This window comes from Alphaproteobacteria bacterium, from assembly GCA_040220875.1.
Classification (GTDB): Bacteria; Pseudomonadota; Alphaproteobacteria; order JAVJVX01; family JAVJVX01; genus JAVJVX01.
This window is the reverse complement of the sequence record JAVJVX010000005.1, coordinates 607,524-630,034: the sequence shown is the minus strand read 5'-3', so window position 1 is coordinate 630,034 and position 22,511 is coordinate 607,524. Positions and strand designations below refer to the sequence as shown.

The window sequence follows — 22,511 nt, the reverse complement described above, 5'->3', positions numbered from 1 at the left end:
CATGGCGGACGGCGTCGCGGGCGCGGCCTATGATATTATCGACCACGAATACGATGTCGTTGTCGTCGGCGCGGGCGGCGCGGGTCTGCGTGCCACGATGGGTATGGCGACGGAAAACCTGAGAACCGCCTGCATCACCAAAGTCTTTCCCACGCGCAGTCACACGGTGGCGGCGCAGGGCGGAATCAGCGCCGCGCTCGGCAACATGGGCGAGGATGACTGGCGCTGGCATATGTACGATACCGTCAAGGGGTCGGACTGGCTGGGCGATCAGGACGCCATCGAATATATGGTCCGGGAGGCCACTCCGGCCATCATCGAGCTCGAGCACTACGGTGTTCCGTTCTCGCGCACCGAGGAGGGCAAGATTTATCAGCGCCCCTTTGGCGGCATGACGACTCATTTTGGTGAAGGCAGGGCGCAGCGGACCTGTGCCGCGGCTGACCGGACCGGCCATGCAATTCTGCATACGCTCTATCAGCAGTCTCTCAAGCACAAGGCCGAGTTCTTCATCGAATATTTCGCGATCGATCTTCTGATGGAAGACGGCGTATGCCGGGGCATTCTCGCCTGGAATCTCGATGATGGCACGCTCCATCGCTTTCGCGGGCAGATGACGGTGCTGGCGACGGGCGGCTACGGGCGTACGTATTTTTCCTGCACATCCGCTCACACCTGCACCGGCGACGGCAACGCGATGGTGCTGCGCGCGGGACTGGCACTGCAGGACATGGAATTCGTGCAGTTCCATCCCACGGGCATTTATGGAGCGGGCTGCCTGATCACCGAGGGCGCGCGGGGCGAGGGGGGCTATCTCACCAACTCGGAAGGCGAACGCTTCATGGAGCGCTACGCTCCCTCAGCCAAGGACCTCGCGAGCCGCGACGTTGTCAGCCGGTCCATGACGATGGAAATCCGTGAGGGCCGCGGCATCGGCGCGGAAGGAGATCATATCGAACTGCATCTCGAACATCTCGAGCCGGCGCTCCTGCACGAACGGCTGCCCGGCATTTCCGAGACCGCCAAGATCTTCGCCGGAGTCGATGTCACCAGGGAGCCGATCCCCGTGCTGCCGACAGTGCATTACAATATGGGCGGGATTCCGACCAATTATCACGGCGAGGTGGTGACGCTGAAGGATGGCGAGCCGGACTCGGTGGTGCCCGGACTCATGGCGATCGGCGAGGCGGCCTGTGTGTCGGTGCATGGCGCCAACCGGCTCGGTTCCAACTCGCTGCTCGACATCGTGGTTTTCGGCCGCGCGGCGGCCAAGCGCTGCGCCGAGCTGGTCAGACCCGGCGATCGCCTGGCGCCGGCGCCGAAAGAGTCGACCGACCACGCGCTTCAGCGCTTCGACCGGTTGCGGCATGCCGATGGCGGAACCGCCACGGCCGAGCTCAGGCTTGAAATGCAGAAAGCCATGCAGAACAACTGCGCTGTCTTCCGCAACGAGGAAATCCTTGCCGAAGGCAAGGAAAAGCTCGCCCGCGTCTGGGACAAGCGCGGCGATATTCAGGTTCAGGACCGGTCGCTGGTCTGGAACAGCGATCTGATGGAAACGCTGGAATTCGAGAATCTGATCAGCCAGGCGGTGGTGACGTTGCATTCGGCCGCGAATCGCAAGGAAAGCCGTGGCGCCCATGCGCGCGAGGACTACACGGGGCGCGATGACGAGAACTGGATGAAGCACACGCTGGTCTGGATCAATGAGGACGGTGAAACGCGGATCGATTACCGGCCGGTACACAGCCAGCCGATGACCAACGAAATCGAGGCGATCCCGCCCAAGGAACGCGTCTACTAGGCGGAAAGACGGAAGAAACCGATGGCTCAGCTCACCCTGCCCAAGAATTCCAAGGTCAAGCCGGGGAAGACCCACGCGGCCAACGACGCGCGCCGGCCCAGGACTTTCAAGATCTATCGCTGGGACCCGGACGAGGGTGGCAATCCGCGTCTCGACAGTTATACGGTCGATCTCGACCGGTCGGGGCCGATGGTCCTGGACGCGCTGATCAAGATCAAGAACGAGACCGACAGCACGCTCACATTCCGCCGCTCGTGCCGCGAGGGGATTTGCGGCAGCTGCGCGATGAATATTGATGGAACCAACACGCTGGCCTGCACCAAGCCGATCGATGAGGTGAAGGGCGACGTCAAGATTTACCCGCTGCCCCACATGCCCGTGGTCAAGGACCTCGTCCCAGATCTCAAACACGTCTATGCGCAGCTCGCGTCGATCGAGCCGTGGATGAAGACGGAGTCCGCTGCGCCCGACCGCGAGCGCCTGCAATCGCCCGAGGACCGGGCCAGGCTGGACGGGCTTTACGAATGCATCCTGTGTTTCTGCTGCACCACCAGCTGTCCGAGCTATTGGTGGAACCCGGAAAAATATCTGGGTCCCGCGGTGCTGCTTCAGGCGGATCGCTGGATCGAGGATTCGCGCGACGAGGCCACGGGGGAGCGCCTCGACGAGCTGGAAGATCCCTTCCGGCTCTATCGGTGCCATACGATCATGAATTGCACCAAGACCTGCCCGAAAAATCTCAACCCGGCCAGGTCGATCGCCAATATCAAGAAAAAGATCGCCGGGCGGCAGGGGTAGCGGGCCGCCAAAGGATGCGCGCGGCCGTCCATGTCCGGCGGCGCCGGTGCGCAGAACGCTCATGGCCGACAGTCTGATCGAGCGATACAACGCCCAGTGTTATGCCGGCAGGCTCCGCCACGATCCGGTTCAGGAAGAGGTGGCGCGCCGGCTCGATCGCCTGGCCCGCGAGCTGCGCGGCTACACGCCCGCCGCCCGTCGCCACCCCGTCCGGAAACTATTGGGCCGCCCTCCGCCCGCGCCCCCGCGCAGCCTCTATCTGCATGGCGGGGTCGGGCGCGGCAAATCCATGCTGATGGACCTGTTTTTCGATTGCGCGCCCGCGAGCCGCAAGCGCCGTGTTCACTTTCACGAATTCATGCTGGGTGTGCACGAACGGCTCAACAAGTGGCGCAACGAGAATCGCGACCGGCAAACGGGCGAAGCGCCCATGCCGGTGCTGGGCCAGGGCCTCGCCCGCGAGACGACGCTTCTTTGTCTCGACGAATTCCAGGTCACGAATATCGCCGATGCCATGATCCTCGCCCGTCTGTTCACGAATCTGTTCGATCTGGGTGTCGTCTTGGTGGCGACATCCAACACCGCGCCGGCCGATCTCTACAAGGGCGGTCTCCAGCGCGAACTCTTCCTGCCGTTCATCGATCTTTTGCACGACAGGGCCGATATCCTGCTTCTCGAAGGGGAGACCGATTACCGCCTCGACCGGCTTGACGGGGTGGCGGTCTATCACACGCCCCTCGACATGGCCGCTGAATCGGCCCTCGAGGCCGCCTTCGCCACCCTGACCGATCACGCGCCCGACAGGCCCCATGTGCTGGAGGTCAACGGCCGGCACGTCGAACTGCCGCGCTACGCCCGGCGCGTCGCGTTCTGCCGATTTGGCGATCTCTGCGAAAAACCGCTCGGCAGCGCCGATTACCTGGCCCTGGCGCGGGAAATCCATACGCTTGTGCTCGCGGATATCCCACGCATGGGGCCCGAAAAGCGCAACGAGGCCGAACGCTTCATTACGCTGATCGACGCGCTTTATGACCATCGCGTGAAGCTCGTGTGCGCCGCCACCACCCGGCCCGAAGCCCTTTATATGGGGGGTCCGGCGGCGGATCGTTTCAAACGCACCGCTTCGCGGCTTGTCGAAATGCAGTCGGCAGCCTATATCCATCTCCCCCATGTCAGCCGCCTCGCGGCGGATAGCGGGACGGTGGAGGAGACCCAAGACCCTTGAAAGGAGGGTCGGCCGGTCACTACATGTATGAGCCGGGCTGACACCCGCGCCCGGTGACGGTGTCATCGCGTACCGGTCCGCCGGATGCGCCCAACACGCGGAGGGCCAAATGGCTGACACGGGCTATCCGACCAGCGGTCTTGCGGCGCAAGGTGGCGCGCTGCCGGCCGGACTGGATCTTGAGGCCGAGATCAATCGTCTGCGCCGCGCGCGCAACGCGGTCATCCTCGCGCATTACTATCAGGACGGGGATATTCAGGACATTGCCGATTTCGTCGGCGACAGCCTCGATCTGTCGCGCAAGGCGGCGGCTACGGATGCGGATGTGATCGTCTTTTGCGGCGTCCGTTTCATGGCCGAGGTGGCGAAGATTCTGAGCCCTGACAAAACCGTGATCCTGCCCGATATGGCGGCCGGCTGCTCGCTCGAAGAATCCTGCCCGCCGGCCGAGTTCAAGGCCTTTCGCGAAGCTCACCCGGATCACATTGCGATCACCTATATCAACTGCTCGGCCGAGGTGAAGGCGCTTTCCGATATTATCGTCACGTCTTCCAACGCCGAAGCCATCGTGCGCCAGATTCCCGAAGACCAGCCGATCATCTTCGCGCCCGACCGTCATCTGGGCGCCTATATCGCGCGCAAGACCGGGCGCGATATGCTGCTTTGGGAAGGCACCTGCGTGGTGCACGAGCAATTCTCCGAGCGCGAAATCGTGAAGTTGCGCACCCGCCACCCCGAGGCCAAGGTCGTGGCCCATCCCGAATGCCCGGAGGCGATCTTGGCGCATGCCGACAACGTCGCCTCCACTTCGGGCATGCTGCGCTATGTTGACCAGTCGAACGCAGATACATTTATCGTCGCGACCGAGCCCGGACTCATTCACCAGATGAAAAAGGCTCATCCGGAAAAGACCTTCATCACCGCGCCCGGGGCGGATGGCACGTGCTCCTGCGCGACCTGTCCCTTCATGGCCCTCAACACGATGGAAAAACTCCACCACGCGCTCGAAACCCTCAGTCCGGTGATCGAATTGAACGAAACCCTGCGCCAGCGCGCGCTGGCGCCACTCGAGCGTATGCTCGAGATGTCGCCCAAGCCGGCCGGGTCGGACGTTCCCGGCCAGGCGCGGGTCGGGGCCGTCGCCTGAGCGCCGGGAACCAGGGGCCGGCCGGCAGCCCCGTGGAGACGGGCGGGCTTTCGTTGCCGGATCACGAGGAGACCGAGCGTCTCGTGGCCCTGGCCCTGGCCGAGGACGTCGGGCGAGGCGACCTGACGACCGGGGCGATCATTCCCGCCGATGCGCGGCTCGACGGGGTCTTCCGCGCCCGGACCGATCTGGTCCTGGCCGGGCTCTTTTTCGCCCGGGCGGTGTTTCGCCACCTCGATCCCGACATCCGCCTGAGCGCCTGCGCCAGGGAGGGGGAGGGGCTGGCTCCGGGGGACGAGATCGCCGAGATTTCCGGGCGGGCGGCGCCAATCCTGGTGGGTGAGCGTACGGCCCTCAACATGATGCAGCACCTGTGCGGTATTGCCAGCGTGACACGCGCCTATGTGTCGCGCCTGGCCGGGACCGGGGCTACGCTGCTCGACACGCGCAAGACGATTCCGGGCCTCCGCCAGATGGAGAAATATGCCGTGCGCGCGGGGGGTGGCACGAACCATCGCCAGCGCCTCGATGACGGTGTGCTGATCAAGGACAACCATATCGCTGTCGCCGGCTCGGTCGCCGAGGCCGTCCGGCGCGCGCGGGAAGCGGGGCTCGACGAAATCCAGGTCGAATGTGACACGCTGGCCCAGGTCGAGGCGGCGATCGCTGCCGGCGCCCCCCGCCTGCTGCTCGACAATATGGCGCTTGAGGACATGCGCAAGGCCGTCGCCCTGGCGCGGCGCGGCGCGCCCGGGGGCGGGCGTGTCCTGCTCGAGGCCTCGGGCGGCGTGTCGCTCGAAACTGTGCGCGCGATCGCCGAGACCGGGGTCGATTTCATCTCCGTCGGGGGCGCCCTGACGCTGTCCGCGCCGGCCGCCGATATCGGTCTCGACTACAGCCCGGCCCGCTAGCGCGGGTGCCCGGTGCCCCCGTCCTCCACGGGCGCGCATACGGGGGTGCGCCAGCGCTCCCGGTCTTGCCCTTGCGGCGGAATCGCGCTAGACACGCCCCGGCCCCGGACCGGGCTGAAACCCGCGTTGAAATGCGACGAAACGCACGCGGTCCAGCGCGGCGGTTACCGCGAAACAGGTAGACATTCTTTCCTGCCGGGCGGGCGCCGCCAGGCCCGGCCGGTCGGCTTCCGGGACGAGAAAGGACCACACATGGCACGGCACAAAATCGCCCTCATCGGCGCCGGCAATATCGGCGGCACGCTCGCCCATCTCGCAGGCCTCAAGCAGCTCGGCGATGTCGTCCTCTTTGATATCAAGGACGGCATTCCTCAGGGCAAGGCGCTCGACATCGCCCAGGCGGGTCCGATCGAGAATTACGACGCTGACTTCAAGGGCGCGAGCAGCTACAGCGCCATCCGGGGCGCGGATGTCGCCATCGTCACCGCAGGTATCCCCCGCAAGCCGGGCATGAGCCGGGATGATCTGATCTCGACCAACGCCAACGTGATGCAGCAGGTCGGGGCCGGCATCAAGAAATACGCGCCCAATGCCTTCGTCATTGTTATCACCAACCCGCTCGATGCCATGGTCAGCGTGATGCAGAAGGCGACGGGCTTCCCGCACCGCCGCGTGGTCGGCATGGCGGGTGTGCTCGATTCCGCGCGCTTCCGGACCTTCCTGGCCGAGGAATTCAACGTTTCTGTCCGCGACGTGACGGCCTTCGTCCTTGGCGGGCACGGTGATTCGATGGTCCCGCTGGTGCGCTACTCAACCGTAGCCGGGATTCCGATCCCCGATCTCATCAAGATGAAATGGACCACCAAGAAGCGCATCGACGAGATCGTCAAGCGCACCCGTTTCGGTGGCGGCGAGATCGTTCAGCTTCTCCAGACCGGCTCAGCCTTTTACGCGCCGGCCAGCTCCGCCATCGAAATGGCGGAAGCCTATTTGCGCGATTCCAAGCGCGTACTTCCGGCCGCCGCTTATCTGAACGGCGAATTCGGGGTGAAGGGGCTCTATGTGGGCGTGCCCGTGGTGATCGGCGAACGGGGTGTCGAGCGGATCGTCGAGATCAGTCTTTCCGCCGCGGAAAAGAAGATGTTCCAGAAATCCGTCGATTCGGTGCGCGAACTGTCCCGCGCGACCGAAACCATCCTCAAGCCGGGCCGCAAGCCGCAGGCTCGCCGCAAGGCCACCCGAAAGAAATAACCTCGCCTAACGCCAGGGGGCAGGGTCCGCGGCCAGGCAGGGCGGCGGCCGTGAACAAGGGAAGCGACTGAATGAATATTCATGAATATCAGGCCAAGGAGCTTCTGGCCCGCTACGGGGTGGCCGTGCCCAGGGGCCATGTCGCCTATACGGCAGAGGAAGCCGGCCAGGCGGCGGCCGAGCTGGGGGGAGATGTCTGGGTTGTGAAGGCCCAGATCCACGCCGGCGGCCGCGGTAAGGGCGGCGGCGTCAAGGTGGTCAAGTCGAAGGACGAGGTCGAGAAGACCGCGAAAGACATGATCGGGATGAATCTGGTCACGCATCAGACGGGGCCCGAGGGCAAGGAAGTCAAGCGCGTCTATATCGAGGAAGGTTGTGATATCGCGCGCGAGCTTTACCTGGGTGTTCTGATCGATCGGGCGACCAGCCGCATCACCTTCATGGCCTCCACCGAGGGCGGCATGGATATCGAGGAGGTCGCCGCCAAGACGCCCGAGAGAATCGTTACGGTCGACATCGACCCGGCGACCGGCATGCAGGGGTTTTACGGTCGCCAGATCGCCTTCGCGCTGGGGCTGGAGGGGCGACAGATTTCGGCCGCGGTCAAATTTTTGCAGGGCATGTACGAGGCGTTCGTCGATCTGGACGCCAGCCTCGTCGAAATCAATCCCCTCGTCGTGACTGGCGCGGGCGACGTGCTGGCACTGGATGCAAAAATGAACTTTGACGATAATGCGCTCTACCGCCACAAGGATGTGGAGGAGCTGCGCGATACGGACGAGGAAGATCCGGCGGAGCTCGAGGCTTCGCGGCACGACCTCAACTATGTCAAGCTGGACGGCAATATCGGGTGCATGGTCAACGGCGCCGGGCTGGCCATGGCGACGATGGACATCATCAAGCTTTATGGCGGGGAGCCCGCGAACTTCCTCGATGTCGGCGGTGGCGCCACCAAGGAGCGGGTGACGACAGCCTTCAAGCTGATCCTTTCCGATGCCAACGTGGAGGCCATTCTGGTCAATATTTTCGGTGGCATCATGCGCTGCGATGTGATCGCCGAAGGGGTCGTCTCCGCGGCGCGCGAAGTCAGTCTTCATGTGCCGCTCGTCGTGCGCCTCGAAGGCACAAACGTGGAACTGGGCAAGGAAATCCTGGCGAAGTCGGGCTTGCCGATTGTGTCGGCCGACGATCTGGCGGACGCGGCGGAGAAAGTCGTGGAAGCGGCCCGGGAGGCAGCCTGATGTCAGTACTGGTCGAGAAGGATACCAAGGTCATTTGCCAGGGCTTCACGGGAACCCAGGGCACCTTCCATTCCGAACAGGCAATCGCTTACGGCACCAGCATGGTGGGCGGTGTGACGCCGGGCAAGGGCGGGACCTCGCATCTCGATCTGCCGGTTTTCGACACGGTGGCCGAAGCGGTGTCGGCGACGGGGGCCAATGCCTCGGTCATTTACGTGCCACCGCCCTTTGCCGCCGACGCGATCCTTGAGGCCGTCGACGCCGAAATCCCGCTCGTCGTCTGCATTACCGAGGGCATCCCCGTTATCGACATGGTGACGGTCAAGCGCGCCCTCGCCCATTCGAAAACGCGGCTCATCGGCCCCAACTGCCCGGGCATCATCACGCCCGACGCGTGCAAGATCGGCATCATGCCGGGGCATATCCACAAGCGCGGCCGGATCGGCATTGTCTCGCGCTCGGGCACGCTTACTTACGAAGCGGTGGCCCAGACCACGGCGACGGGCCTTGGCCAGTCCACCTGCATCGGGATCGGTGGCGATCCCGTGAACGGGACCAATTTCATCGACTGCCTCGAATTGTTCCTAGCCGATGACGAGACTGACGGGATCGTGATGATCGGCGAGATCGGCGGGTCGGCCGAGGAGGAAGCGGCCGATTTCCTCAAGTCGCATAAGGTGAAAAAGCCCGTCGTCGGCTTCATCGCCGGCCGGACGGCGCCGCCGGGCCGCCGGATGGGCCATGCGGGCGCCATCATCTCGGGCGGCAAGGGCGGGGCCGAGGACAAGATCGAGGCCATGCGCCAGGCGGGGATCCGGGTGGCCGAGTCACCCTCCGCCCTCGGCAGCACGATGACCGAGGCGCTTGGAGCTTAACCCGAACTTCACAGATTTGGGTTGAAATCCAAAACATGGTTAATAGCACTATGTTAACCATGTATATGATGTCGGGACGCCCCGGAAATCGCTGAAGGGGCCGCCCGGCCACCCAGAGCCCGAATCTCAGCCATGACACGCGAAAAACTACTCGAGACATCCTTCCTGACCGGCACCAACGCCGATTTCATCGCCGATCTCTACGGCCGCTACCTGAAAAATCCGCGCGCCGTGGATCCCAGCTGGGCCAAAGTCTTCGACGAGCTGAACGACGCCGAAAAGACCATCTTCGCCGATCTCGCAGGGCCGAGCTGGCAGGGCGAATTGCCGGTGCGGGCAGACGGTTTCGACGACAGCGTTCCCTACGAAAGCGCCACTGGCCGGTCAGCGGAGAAAACGCCTGAAGCCGCTGCCAGCGAGGAAGACGTTCGCGCCGCGACGATGGACAGCATCCGCGCGCTCATGATGATCCGCGCCTATCGGGTCCGCGGCCATCTCATGGCGAACTTCGATCCGCTTGGTCTCGAGGCGCGCGAGCCCCATCCCGAGCTGGATCCGGCGACTTACGGTTTCGGTGAGGAGGACATGGACCGTCCTATCTTCATCGACAACGTGCTGGGTCTCGAAGAGGCGAGCCTGCGCGAAATTCTCGAGGTTGTCCGCGAGACCTATTGCGGCAATATCGGCGTCGAGTTCATGCATATGGGCTCGCCCGAAGAGAAAGCCTGGATCCAGACCCGAATCGAATCGATCCGCAACCAGACCGAGTTCACCCTCGAGGGCAAGAAAGCAATCCTCGAGCGGCTGACGGCGGCCGAGGCCTTCGAGCAGTTTCTTGACCGCAAATACACGGGCACCAAACGTTTCGGCCTCGAGGGGGGCGAGGCGCTCATCCCGGCGCTCGAGCAAATCATCAAGCGCGGCGGCCAGCTCGGCCTGCGCGAGGTCGTGCTCGGCATGCCCCATCGCGGCCGATTGAACGTGCTGGCCAACTTCATGGGCAAGCCCTTTCAGGCCATCTTCTCCGAGTTTCAGGGCACCGCCGCCCATCCCGACGATGTCGAGGGCTCGGGCGATGTGAAATACCATCTCGGCACCTCATCGGACCGCGAGTTCGACGACATCAAGGTGCATCTCTCCCTGACCGCCAACCCCTCGCATCTCGAGGCGGTCGATCCCGTCGTCGTCGGCAAGGTGCGCGCCAAGCAGACCCTGCGCGGCGACCAGGACCGCAAGGAGGTCATGGGCCTTCTCATGCATGGCGATGCGGCCTTCGCGGGCCAGGGGATCGTGGCCGAGGTGTTCGAACTTTCGCACCTCCGCGGCTATCGCTCCGGCGGCACGATCCATGTCGTGGTCAACAACCAGATCGGCTTCACCACCGTGCCACGCTCGGCGCGCTCCAGCCCGTACCCGACCGATGTCGCCAAGATGGTGCAGGCGCCCATTTTTCATGTGAACGGTGACGATCCGGAGGCGGTTGTCCACGTTGCGCGGATCGCGACCGAATACCGCCAGCAATTCGGCAAGGATGTCGTCATCGACATGTTCTGCTACCGCCGGCACGGTCATAACGAAGGTGACGAACCCGCTTTCACTCAGCCGCTCATGTACCGGGCGATCCGGAGCCATCCGACCACACGCCAGGTTTACGCCGAGAAGCTGGTCCGCGACGGGATCATCTCGAAGGAGGACCCGGACGCGCTGGTCAGCGAATGGGACAAGCGCCTGGAAGAGGCCTTTGAGGCCGCCAACAGCTTCAGGCCGAACAAGGCCGACTGGCTGGAAGGGGCATGGTCCGGCCTCAGCCGCGCGTCCGAAGGCGACCGGCGGGGCGATACGGCGGTCGTGCTGGACCGGCTCAAGAAGGTCGGTGGCGCGCTCGTTCGGGTGCCCGAGGGATTTCACATTCACCGCGGGATCAAGCGGGTCCTCGATCGGCGCGCCAAGATGATCGAGTCGGGCGAGGGATTCGACTGGGCCATGGCCGAGGCGCTGGCCTTCGGGACATTGCTCGATGAAGGCGTGAACGTCCGCCTGAGCGGTCAGGACAGCCCGCGCGGCACCTTTTCGCAGCGCCATGCCACACTCGTCCACCAGGACAGTGAGGAAAAATACGCGCCCCTCGAAAATCTCAGCGAAACCCAGGGGCATTTCGAAGCGTTCGAAAGTCCGCTCTCCGAATTTGCCGTGCTCGGGTTCGATTACGGCTATTCACTGGCCGACCCCAACACGCTCGTGTTGTGGGAGGCGCAATTCGGCGATTTCGCCAATGGCGCCCAGGTCATGATCGATCAGTTCATCTCGAGCGGCGAGTCCAAGTGGCTTCGGATGTCCGGCCTGGTCATGCTTCTGCCTCATGGCTACGAAGGTCAGGGGCCCGAACATTCCACGGCCCGGCTCGAGCGCTACCTCCAGCTCTGCGCTGACGACAACATGCAGGTCGTCAACTGCACGACTCCGGCGAATTATTTCCACGTCCTGCGGCGCCAGATCCATCGCGACTTCCGCAAGCCGCTGATCATCATGACGCCGAAATCGCTGCTTCGGCACAAGCTGTGCGTTTCCAGCCTGTCCGACATGGCTGAAGGTTCCAGCTTTCATCGCGTGTTCGGCGAGACGGACGAACTGATCGCGGACAAGGAGGTTCGCCGGGTCGTTCTGTGCTCGGGCAAGGTCTATTACGATCTGCTGGAGGAGCGGCGGGCCCGCAAGATCGAGGATGTCGCCATCCTTCGCCTCGAGCAGTTCTACCCGTTCCCCGAGCAGACGCTCGCGGCGGAGCTCGGGCGCTATCCCAATGCCGAAATCGTCTGGTGCCAGGAGGAGCCCGAGAACATGGGCGGCTGGCATTTTGTCGACCGCCGCCTCGAAGCCGTCATGAACCAGATCGGCGCCAAGGCCCGTCGCCCGGTCTATGTTGGCCGGTGCCCATCGGCCTCGACCGCCTCCGGCATGCTCAAGCGTCACCAGGCGGAACAGGCCAAACTCGTTAACGAGGCGCTGACGGTCGCCTGACCTGAAGGCCCAATTGTCGCGCGGAAAGAAGGTCCGAGATGTCCACAGAAATCAAAGTGCCCGAACTGGGCGAATCGGTGACCGAGGCCACGGTCGGGCAATGGCTGAAGAAAGCCGGGGACCAGGTGGATCGCGATGAACCGCTTGTGGAACTGGAGACGGACAAGGTCACGCTTGAAGTCAACGCGCCCCATGCCGGGACGCTGAGCAGCATTTCGGCCGAGGAAGGGGCCGAGGTGGAAGTGGGGGCGGTGCTTGCGATGCTCGAGGAAGGCGCGGGCGCGGCTGCTCAACCGGCCGGGGAGAAGGCGGAACAGCCGGCCGGGGAGAAGGCGGAACAGCCGGCCGAGGCGCCAGCCGGGAAACCGGCTGAGAAACGCACTGAAAAGCCGGCGGCCGAGACGGCTGAATCCGACACATCGAAACTTTCCCCCGCCGTGCGCCGGCTGATTGACGAACACAATCTCGCGCCGCAACAGATTCCGGCGTCGGGCAAGGACGGTCGGCTGACCAAGGGCGACGTCCTCGCCTTCATCGAAGGCGGAAGCGAAAAGAAGGCTGCGCCCGAGGCAAAGGCGGAGGCGCCGGCCGAGCCGGGCGAGACAGGTCCGCGCGAGGAACGGGTCCGGATGACGAGGCTCCGCCGGCGTGTCGCCGAGCGGCTCAAGGAGGCCCAGAACACCGCGGCCATGCTCACCACCTTCAACGAGGCGGATATGAGCGAGCTTCTCGCCGTGCGTGAGGAATACAAGGAGAGTTTCGAGAAGAAGCACGGCGTCAAGCTCGGCTTCATGTCGTTCTTCGTGAAGGCGGCAGTGACGGCCCTGCAAGACGTGCCGGCGGTCAATGGCGAGATCGATGGCGACGACATCATCTACAAGAATTACTACGATATCGGCGTGGCCGTGAGCGCACCACAGGGCCTGGTGGTACCCGTGGTGCGCGACTGCGACCGCCTGTCCTTTGCCGACGTCGAGAAAACCATCGGCGCACTCGGCAAGAAGGCGCGCGATGGCAAGCTGTCGCTGGACGATCTGACCGGCGGCACCTTCACCATCTCAAACGGCGGCGTTTTCGGCTCGCTTCTCTCGACGCCGATCCTGAACCCGCCCCAGTCGGGCATCCTCGGCATGCACAAGATCCAGAAACGGCCGGTCGCCATCGGCGACGAGATCGCGATCCGGCCCATGATGTATCTGGCTCTCAGCTACGACCATCGCCTGATCGACGGGCGCGAAGCGGTCACGTTTCTGGTCCGCGTCAAGGAATGCATCGAAGATCCCCGCCGCCTCCTTCTCAATCTCTAGCCCGAGACCTCGCATATGGCCGATTCTCCCTACGATCTCATCGTCATCGGCGGCGGCCCGGGCGGCTATGTCGCCGCCATTCGCGCCGCGCAGCTCGGGTTCCGGACTGTCTGCGTGGAAAAGCGCGGGGCGCTCGGCGGCACATGCCTCAATGTCGGCTGCATTCCCTCGAAGGCACTGTTGCAGTCTTCCGAGAAATTTGCCGATGCGCGCGAGCACTTCGCGGCGCATGGCATTCGCGCGGGCGACCTCGCGCTCGATCTCAAGGCCATGATGGCGCGTAAGGACAAGGTGGTGGGCGATCTGACAAAGGGCGTCGAGCACCTCTTCAAGAAAAACAAGATAGACCACGTCGCGGGCACGGGGCGGATCGCACAGGTCGGGAAGGTCGAGGTCGCCCTCAATGACGGCGGCACGCAGGTTCTCGAGGGAAAACGTATCCTGATCGCGACAGGATCGGCACCGACGCCGCTGCCGGGAGTCGATTTTGACGAAAAGCGGATCGTCTCCTCCACCGGCGCGCTCGCGCTCGACGAGGTGCCCGCGGATCTCGTGGTCGTGGGCGGCGGGTATATCGGCCTCGAGATGGGGTCCGTCTGGGCGCGTCTCGGCGCCCGGGTCACGGTGGTGGAATTCCTCGATACAATCGTGCCCGCGATGGACGCGGAGGTCGCCAAGCAGTTCAAGCGCACGCTTGAGAAACAGGGGCTGGTGTTCAAGCTCGGCACCAAGGTCGAGGGAATCGCGTCCCGGAAATCGGGCGTTGAGGTCAAGCTCGCGCCGGCCAAGGGGGGCGAGGGTGAGACGCTCAAGGCCAACGTCGTGCTGGTTGCGATCGGGCGCCGGCCGTACACCGAGGGGCTTGGCCTGGACGAGCTTGGCGTCAAGCGTGACGAACGCGGCTTCGTTGCGGTGAACGAGGCGTTCGAGACCAGCGTGAAGGGCATTTACGCGATTGGCGATGCGATTCCGGGCCCCATGCTGGCGCACAAGGCCGAGGAGGACGGCGTCGCCGCCGTTGAAATCATGGCGGATCGGCCCGGCCACGTGGATTACAACCTCGTGCCCGGGATCGTCTACACCTGGCCGGAAGTCGCAAGCGTGGGCCAGACCGAGCAGCAGTTGAAGGATGCGGGCATTTCATATGCCAGCGGCAAATTCCCTTTCAGCGCCAACGCGCGGGCGCGCACGACGGGGGACGTGGACGGGTTCGTCAAGATCCTGGCGGACAGCAAGTCCGACGAGGTGCTTGGCGTGCATATCATTGGCCCCGACGCCTCGACGCTGATCCATGAAGCCGCCCTCGTCATGGCCTTCCGGGGCTCGGCCGAAGATATCGCGCGAAGCTGTCACGGCCACCCGACCTTCAGTGAGGCCGTGAAAGAGGCCGCACTCGCCGTTGACAAGCGGCCCATCCATATCTGATTTCGGGATGGGCCGGGGGCTGCGCAAATTCGCCACCCTCGCGCTGGGTTGGGGGTTCGTCCTTCTCGGCGTCGCCGGCATTTTCCTGCCAATCCTGCAGGGCATACTTTTCCTCCTGGTAGGGCTCTGGATCCTGTCCACCGAATCGCCGCGTGCGAAGCGCTGGCTCGACCAACTGCGCCGGCGCTACCCGCGCCTGTCAGGCAAGCTCGACGAAGCGCACGCCATCGCCGGCAAAAAGCTCGACCGGCTCGGCCGGCGCTTCCGCAACAACCGGGATCGGAAAGAGCTGTAAGTCCGGCTATTTTCGCGCGCGCGGATGGGCGCCGCGATAGATGGCGCGCAGATGCTCCCCCTCGACTTCGGTATAGCGCTGGGTGGTGGAAAGTGACGCGTGGCCGAGTAATTCCTGAATGACCCGGAGATCGGCGCCATCGGCCAGAAGGTGGGTGGCGAAACTGTGGCGCAACGCATGGGGCGTGGCGCTCTCGTCGAGGCCAAGCGTGCGGCGCAGGCGGCGCATCTGGCGCTGCACGACGCCGGGATTGAGGCGCCCGCCCCGTGACCCGATGAAGAGTGCCGCGTCGCCGCTCGCCGCCGGCCGGACCTGAGCATAGGCGCGCAGCGCCGTGCAGACCTGCGGCAGCAGGGGCACGACGCGCTGCTTGTTGCCCTTGCCCGTGATCGTCAGGCTGTCTTCCGCCCTGGCTGCCACCAGCGGCAGCGAGAGTGCCTCGTCTATGCGCAGTCCCGCGCCGTAGAGAAGCATCAAAAGCGCCACGTCGCGCAGGTTGAGCCAGGCCTCGCCATGCTGCCGCCCCGCCGCCTCGATCAGGCGCAGCGCATCCTCGGCCGCGAGCGGTCGGGGGACGGAGCGCGGCAGTTTCGGGGTTCTGAGGCGACCAAGCGCCGTGTTTGCGACTTTCCCCTCGCGCTCGGCCCAGTTGAAGAAGTTGCGGATCACCGACAGCGCGCGGGTGGTCGAGCTGCGCGCCAGTCCCCTGTCGGCACGATCGGCCAGATATGCGCGAAAATCGGCGGCCGTCAGTCCCGACAGCGCGGCCCCGTCGACCTGACCCCCGAGATGGGCCGAAAGAAAGACAAGAAATCCGGTGAGGTCGCGCCCATAGGCGGCCACCGTATGGGTGGCGGCACGGCGTTCGTCCCGGAGCCAGCCCTGCCAGTCGCGAACCAGGCGGCGCACGTCCGCGCCGGCCGGATCCGCCAGCCGATCGGCCGGCGCCCCGTCGCTGTCAATCGTCTCTAGCGCGGCAGGCCGAGCCATTGGCGCACGCTGATCTCGACCACCTTGCCCATGAACGCGAGAAGATCCGTCCCGTCACGGGGCGAGAAGTTACCGGGCGTGCGTGAGCCAAGCGCGAGGACGCCGGTCCGCCCCTTCCGGCCGAACTGCAGCGGCACCAGCGCATAGCTCTGCACCAGATCGGCGCCGGCGCCGAAAACGTCGGGCATGCCTTTCTCGCTCTCGCGCAGGACGATGCGCAACTCCGGACCCGTCAGTGCCGCAACCCGCCCTTCGGGCAGGGCGTAAATACCCGCGGTCTCCGATTTCGGGCAGTCCGTGCCGTTCATTTCGACGCAGAGCGAGACCACGTCGATATCGAGAAAAACCCCGAGATCGGTCGTCAGGATATGGACGAAGTCCTCGAAATCCTCGGCCGCCAGCAGGGCGAGCACGGCGTTGTGCACCTGCACCTGGCCGGAAAGGTTGCTCCGGCTGATTCGGACCAGCGCATCGCGCTCGCCCCGTATGGCGTCGTTTGCCGCCTGCACGCGCTCGATCATGTAGCGTTGCAGGTCCACGACTCCCTCGCCCATGTTATGGCTGGGCGGTGTGAGGATCGTGGCCAGCTCGCCGTGCCGGGCGAGGAAATCCGGGTGAAGGCGGAGGTAGTCCACGACGGCGCGTTCTGTCGGCTCGACCGCCGGGGCCGCCTGGCGCGCCCTGGTGCCGATCTTGCGGTCGCCGGTCCGCTCGCGACTGGATTTTCCGCCTTCCGGGCTTGCCTCGTCCGCACCGCCTGTCATGGGCCTTCCTCTCTACGCCCCCGCGGGGGCAGCGCTATGCCATCACCGTTTTAGAATTGAGTATGGATTGTCCCGTCTTCTCCCAGTCGGCCAGGAACGCCTCCAGCCCCTTGTCGGTCAGCGGATGGTTGAACATCTGGCGCAAGACCTTGGGTGGCAGCGTTGCGACATCGGCGCCCAACCGGGCCGCCTCGACAACGTGGACCGGATGGCGGACCGAGGCCACCAGCACTTCGGTGCGGAATTCAGGATAATTGTCGTAGATTTCGCAAATCTGCTGAATCAGGCCCATCCCGTTCTCGCCGATATCGTCGAGCCGGCCGACAAAGGGCGAGACGAAGCTGGCCCCCGCCTTGGCCGCCAGGATCGCCTGTGCTGGCGAGAAGCAAAGCGTCACATTGACCTTGTGACGCTCCATCGACAATGCGCGGCATGCCTTCAGCCCATCCACCGTCAGCGGCACCTTTACCGTCACGTTCTCGGCGATGGCGACAAGTTTTTCCGCTTCCTTCAGCATGGTGGGATAATCCGTCGCCGTGACCTCGGCACTGACCGGACCCGGCACGATGCGGCAGATTTCGCCCACCACCTCCAGAAAATCGCCGCCCGACTTGGCAATCAGGCTGGGGTTGGTGGTCACGCCGTCCAGCAACCCGGTCTGCGCCAATTCACGGATTTCATCGAGATCGGCCGTATCGACAAAAAATTTCATACTCTGTTCGTCCTCTGCCCCGTTTTCGGTGAGGCGCTTGCCGCCTCCGCCGCCCCGCCGACACCGTTTCCCAGGTGCCCGCAGGACCGGTAAAGTGTAGACCATGGATTCCCCGACTGAAAGATCACCTGTGGCGGGCCTGGCGCCGCACGGCCGGCACCCGGATTGAGCGGCGTGGGTCAACGACGGATCAGGGTCCTGTTGCCGCTGCCGCTGCCCGGCGCTTACGACTACCTCACGCCGGCGGGCGAAGCCTGCACGCCCGGGGATTTCGTTCTGGTGCCGCTTGGCCGGCGGCGCGAAATCGGCGTGGTCTGGGACGAGCCATCCGGCCGGGGGTCCGGGGCGGAAACAAAGCCCCTCAGCCGGGCACGCCTCAAGACGGTTCTCGCGCGGCTCGACGCGGCGCCGCTGACGGAGCTGCATCGGCGCTTCATCGACTGGGTGGCGGCCTATACGCTGGCGCCGCCCGGCAGCGTGCTCAAGATGGCGATGAGCGTCAAAGGCGCCTTCGACCCGCAGCGTCCTGTCACCGGCTACGACCTGCCCGACGGAGCCCCACCGCCCGCTGATCTGCGTCTGACGGCCGCGCGCCGCCGGGTTCTGGAGGCGGCCGGCTCGGGGCCTCCCCGTCCGGCGCGGGAACTCGCGCTTGAGGCCGGCGTGAGCCCGGGTGTTGTCCGCGGTCTCGCGGCGGCGGGCGTGTTGCGCGCAGTGGAACTCCTGGTCGAGCCGCGTTTCGATACGCCCGATCCGGGGTTCGGGCGCCTCACGCTCACGGCCGATCAGGCCCGCGCCGCGCGCGATCTGCTGGCGCTGGCCGCGGGCACAGACGGCTCGGGCAAGGTCATTCTGCTTGATGGCGTGACCGGCGCCGGCAAGACAGAGGTCTATTTCGAGGCAATCGCCGAAGCCATCCGGGCCGGCCGCCAGGTTCTGGTGCTGGTCCCGGAGATCGCGCTCACGGTGCAATGGCTCGATCGCTTCCAGAGCAGGTTCGGCGCGGCGCCCGCGCCCTGGCATTCCGAACTGGGTCCGGCGCGCCGGCGGGCCATCTGGCGCGCTGTCGGCCAGCACGAGGTGTCGGTGGTGGTTGGCGCGCGCTCCGCCCTGTTCCTGCCGTTCGCGGATCTCGGCCTGATCGTGGTGGACGAGGAGCACGACGCATCCTTCAAGCAGGAGGACGGCGTAATCTACCACGCCCGTGACATGGCGGTGGTGCGTGGCCATCTGGGCCGCATTCCGGTGATCCTCTCCACGGCGACGCCGTCGCTTGAGAGTGTGGTCAATGTCGAGAAGGGAAAATACGAGCACGTCGCGCTGGCACAACGGCCCGGCACGGCGATCATGCCCGGGATCGAGACCATCGATTTGCGCCGCGAACCGCCCGCCAGCCGGCGCGAATTTCTCTCGCCCGTGCTCGCCCGCGCCGTGGCCGAAACCCTCCGCGCGGGCGAGCAGGCAATGCTTTTCCTCAACCGGCGCGGCTATGCCCCGCTGACACTGTGCCGCCATTGCGGCCACAGGTTCGAGTGCGGCCAGTGCAGCGCGTGGCTGGTCGAGCACCGCCAACGCGGCCGGCTGCAATGCCATCACTGCGGGTTCGAGCAGCCGGTGCCCAGGGCCTGTCCGGAATGCGGCACCGAAGACTCGCTGGTCGCCTGCGGGCCGGGGGTGGAGCGGATCCTCGAAGAGGTCCGGCGGCTTTTTCCGGGCGCGAGGACGGCGGTTATGGCGAGCGACACCGTGCACGGCCCCCATTCGGCGGCCGAACTCGTCCGCCGGATGCAGGCGCGCGAAATCGACCTTCTGATCGGGACGCAGATCATGGCCAAGGGCCATCATTTCCCGCGCCTGACGCTGGTCGGGGTGGTCGACGCCGATCTCGGGCTCGAGGGCGGCGACCTGCGCGCGACCGAGCGCACTTTCCAGCTTCTCTCCCAGGTCGCGGGCCGCGCCGGCCGCGCCGACCGTCCCGGCCAGGTCATGCTTCAGACCTTCCAGCCCGAACACCCGGTGATGCAGGCCCTGGTCAAGGGCGACCGGGACGGCTTTCTCGCGCGCGAGGCCGAATCGCGCCGGCGCGCGGGCATGCCACCGTTCGGGCGGTTGGCGGCGATCATCCTTTCGGGCCCCGATCACGACCAGGTCAGGACCGTCGCCCGGGATCTGGCCCGCGCCGCCCCCGTTTCGCCCGACGACCAGAAATCCGGCCTCCGCGTGCTCGGCCCGGCGCCGGCCCCCTTTGCCCTGCTCCGGGGCCGGCATCGTTACCGCTTTCTGCTCAAGGCGCCCCGCGAGATTTCCCTGCAGGGCAAAATCCGCCACTGGCTCGACCAGGTGCCGCTGCCCAGAGGGGTCCGGGCGCAGGTCGATATCGACCCCCAAAGCTTTTTTTGACGAAGCCCTTCCTGACCGCAGCGCTTCGGGCCGGCGCCCGGAAGAGGAGTCGAAAGGCGCCGCGCGGGCCGGTTTTCGCGCCTTCCGGTGTCGAGCCGGGTTGCGCCGCCACAACCTCTATGGTATCACCCGTGCGCCGTCGCGGGGGCGCCAGCCGGACCCGCTGAGGCCCGGAAAATTTCTTTATTCTCAGCCCATTAGCGGTTCCCGCCGGGCGCGACCAGGGGTTCATCATTGGCTGCCGACACGACAGGTCTTTCGACGGTCGCCGGGCGATATGCGAGCGCGCTGCTCGACCTTGCCGACGAGGCGGGTGAGCCCGGCGCGCCGGGCGACGTTCTCGACCGGGTGGCGGGGGATCTTCGGGCATTGAAGGCGCTCATGGCCGAAAACAAGGATCTCAGCCGCGTCATCAAGAGCCCCGTCATGTCCCGGGCGGATCAGGAAAGGGCTCTCGAGGCCGTGCTGAAAGCGGCCGGCGCCCACGACCTGACCCGCCGGCTGGTCGCCATCGCCGCGCGCAACCGCCGTCTCTTCTTGTTATCGGCAATCATCGACGCCTTTCTCGACGCCTTGGCGCGCCGGCGCGGCGAGATCGCGGCCGAGGTCACGACCGCCCGCGCGCTGTCGGACCAGCAGATGGACCGGCTGACCGAAGCCCTGAAACGGGCGGTCGGCAAAAATGTCAAGATCGACCTCAGGATCGATCCCGGTGTGATCGGGGGACTCATCGTGCGCGTCGGCTCGCGCATGGTGGACAGCTCCCTCAAGACCAAACTTCAAAAACTCCAGTTCGCCATGAAAGGGATTGGCTGATGCAGATCCAGGCCGCTGAAATTTCCGCGATCCTGAAAAAGCAGATCGCGGATTTCGACATTGAGGCAGACACCGCCGAGGTGGGTCAGGTTCTCTCCGTCGGGGACGGCATCGCCCGCATCTATGGGCTCGACAATGTGCAGGCGGGGGAAATGGTGGAATTCCCCGGCGGCGTGAAAGGCATGGCGCTCAATCTCGAAACTGACAATGTCGGTGTCGTGATCTTCGGCGATGACCGGGGCATCAAGGAAGGGGATACCGTCAAGCGCACGGGCGCCATCGTCGAGGTGCCCTCGGGCAGGGGCCTTCTGGGCCGTGTGGTGGACGCGCTGGGCAATCCGATAGACGGCAAGGGCCCGCTGAGCGATGTCACCATGGGCCGGGTCGAGATCAAGGCGCCTGGCATCATCGGCCGCAAGTCGGTGCACGAGCCGATGCAGACCGGCCTCAAGGCAATCGACAGTCTGGTGCCTGTGGGACGCGGGCAGCGCGAGCTCATCATCGGCGACCGTCAGACCGGCAAGACCGCTGTGGCGGTGGACGCGATCCTTAACCAGAAGACGCTGCATGAGGGCGACGACGAGAGCAAGAAGCTCTACTGCGTCTATGTGGCGATCGGCCAGAAACGCTCGACCGTGGCGCAGATCGTCAAGACGCTCGAGGAAAACGGCGCTCTCGACTACTCGATCGTGGTGGCGGCGACCGCGTCTGACCCGGCGCCGCTGCAGTATCTCGCTCCCTATACCGGCTGCGCCATGGGCGAATATTTCCGCGACAATGGCATGCACGCCCTGCTGGTTTACGATGACCTTTCCAAGCAAGCCGTGGCCTATCGTCAGATGTCGCTGCTGCTGCGTCGCCCGCCGGGACGCGAGGCCTATCCGGGCGATGTCTTCTACCTTCATTCCCGCCTTCTCGAACGGGCCGCAAAGCTCAGCGACGAGCATGGCGCGGGGTCGCTCACCGCGCTGCCGGTGATCGAGACGCAAGCGGGCGACGTGTCAGCCTATATCCCGACCAACGTCATCTCCATCACCGATGGTCAGATCTTCCTTGAAACCGAGCTGTTCTATAAGGGCATCCGGCCAGCCATCAACGTGGGTCTGTCGGTCAGCCGCGTGGGCTCGTCGGCGCAGACCAAGGCAATGAAGCAGGTCGCGGGCTCGATCAAGCTCGAGCTCGCGCAATACCGCGAGATGCAGGCCTTCGCCCAGTTCGCATCCGATCTCGACGCCTCGACCCAGCGGCTCCTCGCGCGCGGTGCGCGGCTGACGGAGTTGCTCAAGCAGCCGCAATACTCGCCGCTGCCGATGGAAGAACAGGTGGTGGCGATCTTCGCGGGGGTAAGGGGATATCTTGACCGTATCGCGGTGGAGGATATCAACCGGTTCGAAGCGGGCCTCCTGCGTGAGATGCGCGAGAAGGGCGGCGAAATTCTCGAAGCCATCCGCACAGAGGGCAAGCTGTCGGACGACCTCGAAAAGCGGATCGGCAGTTTCATCGAAACCTACGCCAAGACTTTCGCCTAGACG

At 65.0% G+C, this 22,511-nt stretch carries 18 protein-coding genes; 15 read left to right on the top strand and 3 right to left on the bottom strand.

Annotated features, from left to right (window positions below; genetic code table 11):
* Window position 1: 1 nt before the first annotated feature.
* The 12 genes from sdhA to RLQ26_05175 all read left to right on the top strand — a co-directional run bounded on the left by sdhA (window position 2) and on the right by RLQ26_05175 (window position 15,297).
* Entirely contained in the window at window positions 2-1,804 is a 1,803-nt protein-coding gene (sdhA, locus tag RLQ26_05230) for a succinate dehydrogenase flavoprotein subunit (GenBank protein MEQ9088127.1), read from the top strand.
* A gap of 21 nt (window positions 1,805-1,825) precedes the next feature.
* A complete protein-coding gene (locus RLQ26_05225; protein ID MEQ9088126.1) occupies window positions 1,826-2,602 on the top strand; it encodes a succinate dehydrogenase iron-sulfur subunit in 777 nt (258 codons plus the stop codon).
* Between the two features lie 61 nt (window positions 2,603-2,663).
* Window positions 2,664-3,827, top strand: a complete 1,164-nt coding sequence (zapE, locus tag RLQ26_05220) for a cell division protein ZapE (protein MEQ9088125.1) — start codon at window positions 2,664-2,666, stop codon at window positions 3,825-3,827.
* A gap of 109 nt (window positions 3,828-3,936) precedes the next feature.
* Window positions 3,937-4,974 (top strand): quinolinate synthase NadA, encoded by a 1,038-nt coding sequence (gene nadA, locus RLQ26_05215; GenBank protein MEQ9088124.1) that lies wholly within the window; start codon window positions 3,937-3,939, stop codon window positions 4,972-4,974.
* 53 nt (window positions 4,975-5,027) lie between these two features.
* Complete coding sequence (gene nadC / locus RLQ26_05210) at window positions 5,028-5,885, top strand: carboxylating nicotinate-nucleotide diphosphorylase (protein ID MEQ9088123.1); 858 nt, start codon at window positions 5,028-5,030, stop codon at window positions 5,883-5,885.
* Between the two features lie 252 nt (window positions 5,886-6,137).
* On the top strand, window positions 6,138-7,136 hold the full coding sequence (mdh, locus tag RLQ26_05205; protein MEQ9088122.1) for a malate dehydrogenase: 999 nt from the start codon (window positions 6,138-6,140) through the stop codon (window positions 7,134-7,136).
* A 71-nt stretch (window positions 7,137-7,207) separates the two neighbouring features.
* Entirely contained in the window at window positions 7,208-8,377 is a 1,170-nt protein-coding gene (gene sucC / locus RLQ26_05200) for an ADP-forming succinate--CoA ligase subunit beta (protein MEQ9088121.1), read from the top strand.
* A complete protein-coding gene (sucD, locus tag RLQ26_05195; GenBank protein ID MEQ9088120.1) occupies window positions 8,377-9,252 on the top strand; it encodes a succinate--CoA ligase subunit alpha in 876 nt (291 codons plus the stop codon). Before sucC ends, sucD begins: the two co-directional genes overlap by 1 nt.
* Window positions 9,253-9,384: 132 nt before the next feature.
* Window positions 9,385-12,270 (top strand): 2-oxoglutarate dehydrogenase E1 component, encoded by a 2,886-nt coding sequence (locus RLQ26_05190; GenBank protein MEQ9088119.1) that lies wholly within the window; start codon window positions 9,385-9,387, stop codon window positions 12,268-12,270.
* 38 nt (window positions 12,271-12,308) lie between these two features.
* Entirely contained in the window at window positions 12,309-13,577 is a 1,269-nt protein-coding gene (odhB, locus tag RLQ26_05185) for a 2-oxoglutarate dehydrogenase complex dihydrolipoyllysine-residue succinyltransferase (protein MEQ9088118.1), read from the top strand.
* Window positions 13,578-13,592: 15 nt separating this feature from the next.
* Window positions 13,593-15,002 carry a dihydrolipoyl dehydrogenase gene (lpdA, locus tag RLQ26_05180; GenBank protein ID MEQ9088117.1) on the top strand — a complete coding sequence of 470 codons (1,410 nt, stop codon included), beginning with the start codon at window positions 13,593-13,595 and terminating at the stop codon, window positions 15,000-15,002.
* Window positions 15,003-15,009: 7 nt separating this feature from the next.
* Window positions 15,010-15,297, top strand: coding sequence for a DUF454 family protein (locus RLQ26_05175; protein ID MEQ9088116.1), 288 nt, complete (start codon window positions 15,010-15,012; stop codon window positions 15,295-15,297).
* Window positions 15,298-15,303: 6 nt separating this feature from the next.
* Here the strand turns inward: RLQ26_05175 and RLQ26_05170 are convergent, their stop codons facing one another.
* The 3 genes from RLQ26_05170 to fsa are packed head-to-tail and all read right to left on the bottom strand — an operon-like array spanning window position 15,304 to window position 17,763.
* Window positions 15,304-16,287 carry a tyrosine recombinase XerC gene (locus RLQ26_05170; GenBank protein MEQ9088115.1) on the bottom strand — a complete coding sequence of 328 codons (984 nt, stop codon included), beginning with the start codon at window positions 16,285-16,287 and terminating at the stop codon, window positions 15,304-15,306.
* Window positions 16,266-17,051 (bottom strand): DUF484 family protein, encoded by a 786-nt coding sequence (locus RLQ26_05165; GenBank protein MEQ9088114.1) that lies wholly within the window; start codon window positions 17,049-17,051, stop codon window positions 16,266-16,268. The genes RLQ26_05170 and RLQ26_05165 overlap by 22 nt, the downstream gene beginning before the upstream one ends.
* Window positions 17,052-17,085: 34 nt before the next feature.
* Window positions 17,086-17,763, bottom strand: a complete 678-nt coding sequence (gene fsa, locus RLQ26_05160; GenBank protein ID MEQ9088113.1) for a fructose-6-phosphate aldolase — start codon at window positions 17,761-17,763, stop codon at window positions 17,086-17,088.
* 174 nt (window positions 17,764-17,937) lie between these two features.
* On the opposite strand from fsa, the gene RLQ26_05155 reads away from it, so the two are divergent.
* The 3 genes from RLQ26_05155 to atpA all read left to right on the top strand — a co-directional run bounded on the left by RLQ26_05155 (window position 17,938) and on the right by atpA (window position 22,508).
* Window positions 17,938-20,163 carry a primosomal protein N' gene (locus RLQ26_05155; protein MEQ9088112.1) on the top strand — a complete coding sequence of 742 codons (2,226 nt, stop codon included), beginning with the start codon at window positions 17,938-17,940 and terminating at the stop codon, window positions 20,161-20,163.
* 234 nt (window positions 20,164-20,397) lie between these two features.
* On the top strand, window positions 20,398-20,979 hold the full coding sequence (locus tag RLQ26_05150) for a F0F1 ATP synthase subunit delta (protein MEQ9088111.1): 582 nt from the start codon (window positions 20,398-20,400) through the stop codon (window positions 20,977-20,979).
* Complete coding sequence (gene atpA / locus RLQ26_05145; GenBank protein MEQ9088110.1) at window positions 20,979-22,508, top strand: F0F1 ATP synthase subunit alpha; 1,530 nt, start codon at window positions 20,979-20,981, stop codon at window positions 22,506-22,508. The genes RLQ26_05150 and atpA overlap by 1 nt, the downstream gene beginning before the upstream one ends.
* The last annotated feature ends 3 nt before the right edge of the window (window positions 22,509-22,511 follow it).

Excerpts from the sequence above, each read along its gene's own strand:
- sdhA (MEQ9088127.1), top strand. The coding sequence starts at position 2 with ATGGCGGACGGCGTCGCGGGCGCGGCCTATGATATTATCGACCACGAA.
- RLQ26_05225 (MEQ9088126.1), top strand. The coding sequence starts at position 1,826 with ATGGCTCAGCTCACCCTGCCCAAGAATTCCAAGGTCAAGCCGGGGAAG.
- zapE (MEQ9088125.1), top strand. The coding sequence starts at position 2,664 with ATGGCCGACAGTCTGATCGAGCGATACAACGCCCAGTGTTATGCCGGC.
- nadA (MEQ9088124.1), top strand. The coding sequence starts at position 3,937 with ATGGCTGACACGGGCTATCCGACCAGCGGTCTTGCGGCGCAAGGTGGC.
- mdh (MEQ9088122.1), top strand. The coding sequence starts at position 6,138 with ATGGCACGGCACAAAATCGCCCTCATCGGCGCCGGCAATATCGGCGGC.
- sucC (MEQ9088121.1), top strand. The coding sequence starts at position 7,208 with ATGAATATTCATGAATATCAGGCCAAGGAGCTTCTGGCCCGCTACGGG.
- sucD (MEQ9088120.1), top strand. The coding sequence starts at position 8,377 with ATGTCAGTACTGGTCGAGAAGGATACCAAGGTCATTTGCCAGGGCTTC.
- RLQ26_05190 (MEQ9088119.1), top strand. The coding sequence starts at position 9,385 with ATGACACGCGAAAAACTACTCGAGACATCCTTCCTGACCGGCACCAAC.
- odhB (MEQ9088118.1), top strand. The coding sequence starts at position 12,309 with ATGTCCACAGAAATCAAAGTGCCCGAACTGGGCGAATCGGTGACCGAG.
- lpdA (MEQ9088117.1), top strand. The coding sequence starts at position 13,593 with ATGGCCGATTCTCCCTACGATCTCATCGTCATCGGCGGCGGCCCGGGC.
- RLQ26_05175 (MEQ9088116.1), top strand. The coding sequence starts at position 15,010 with ATGGGCCGGGGGCTGCGCAAATTCGCCACCCTCGCGCTGGGTTGGGGG.
- RLQ26_05170 (MEQ9088115.1), bottom strand. The coding sequence starts at position 16,287 with ATGGCTCGGCCTGCCGCGCTAGAGACGATTGACAGCGACGGGGCGCCG.
- RLQ26_05165 (MEQ9088114.1), bottom strand. The coding sequence starts at position 17,051 with ATGACAGGCGGTGCGGACGAGGCAAGCCCGGAAGGCGGAAAATCCAGT.
- fsa (MEQ9088113.1), bottom strand. The coding sequence starts at position 17,763 with ATGAAATTTTTTGTCGATACGGCCGATCTCGATGAAATCCGTGAATTG.
- atpA (MEQ9088110.1), top strand. The coding sequence starts at position 20,979 with ATGCAGATCCAGGCCGCTGAAATTTCCGCGATCCTGAAAAAGCAGATC.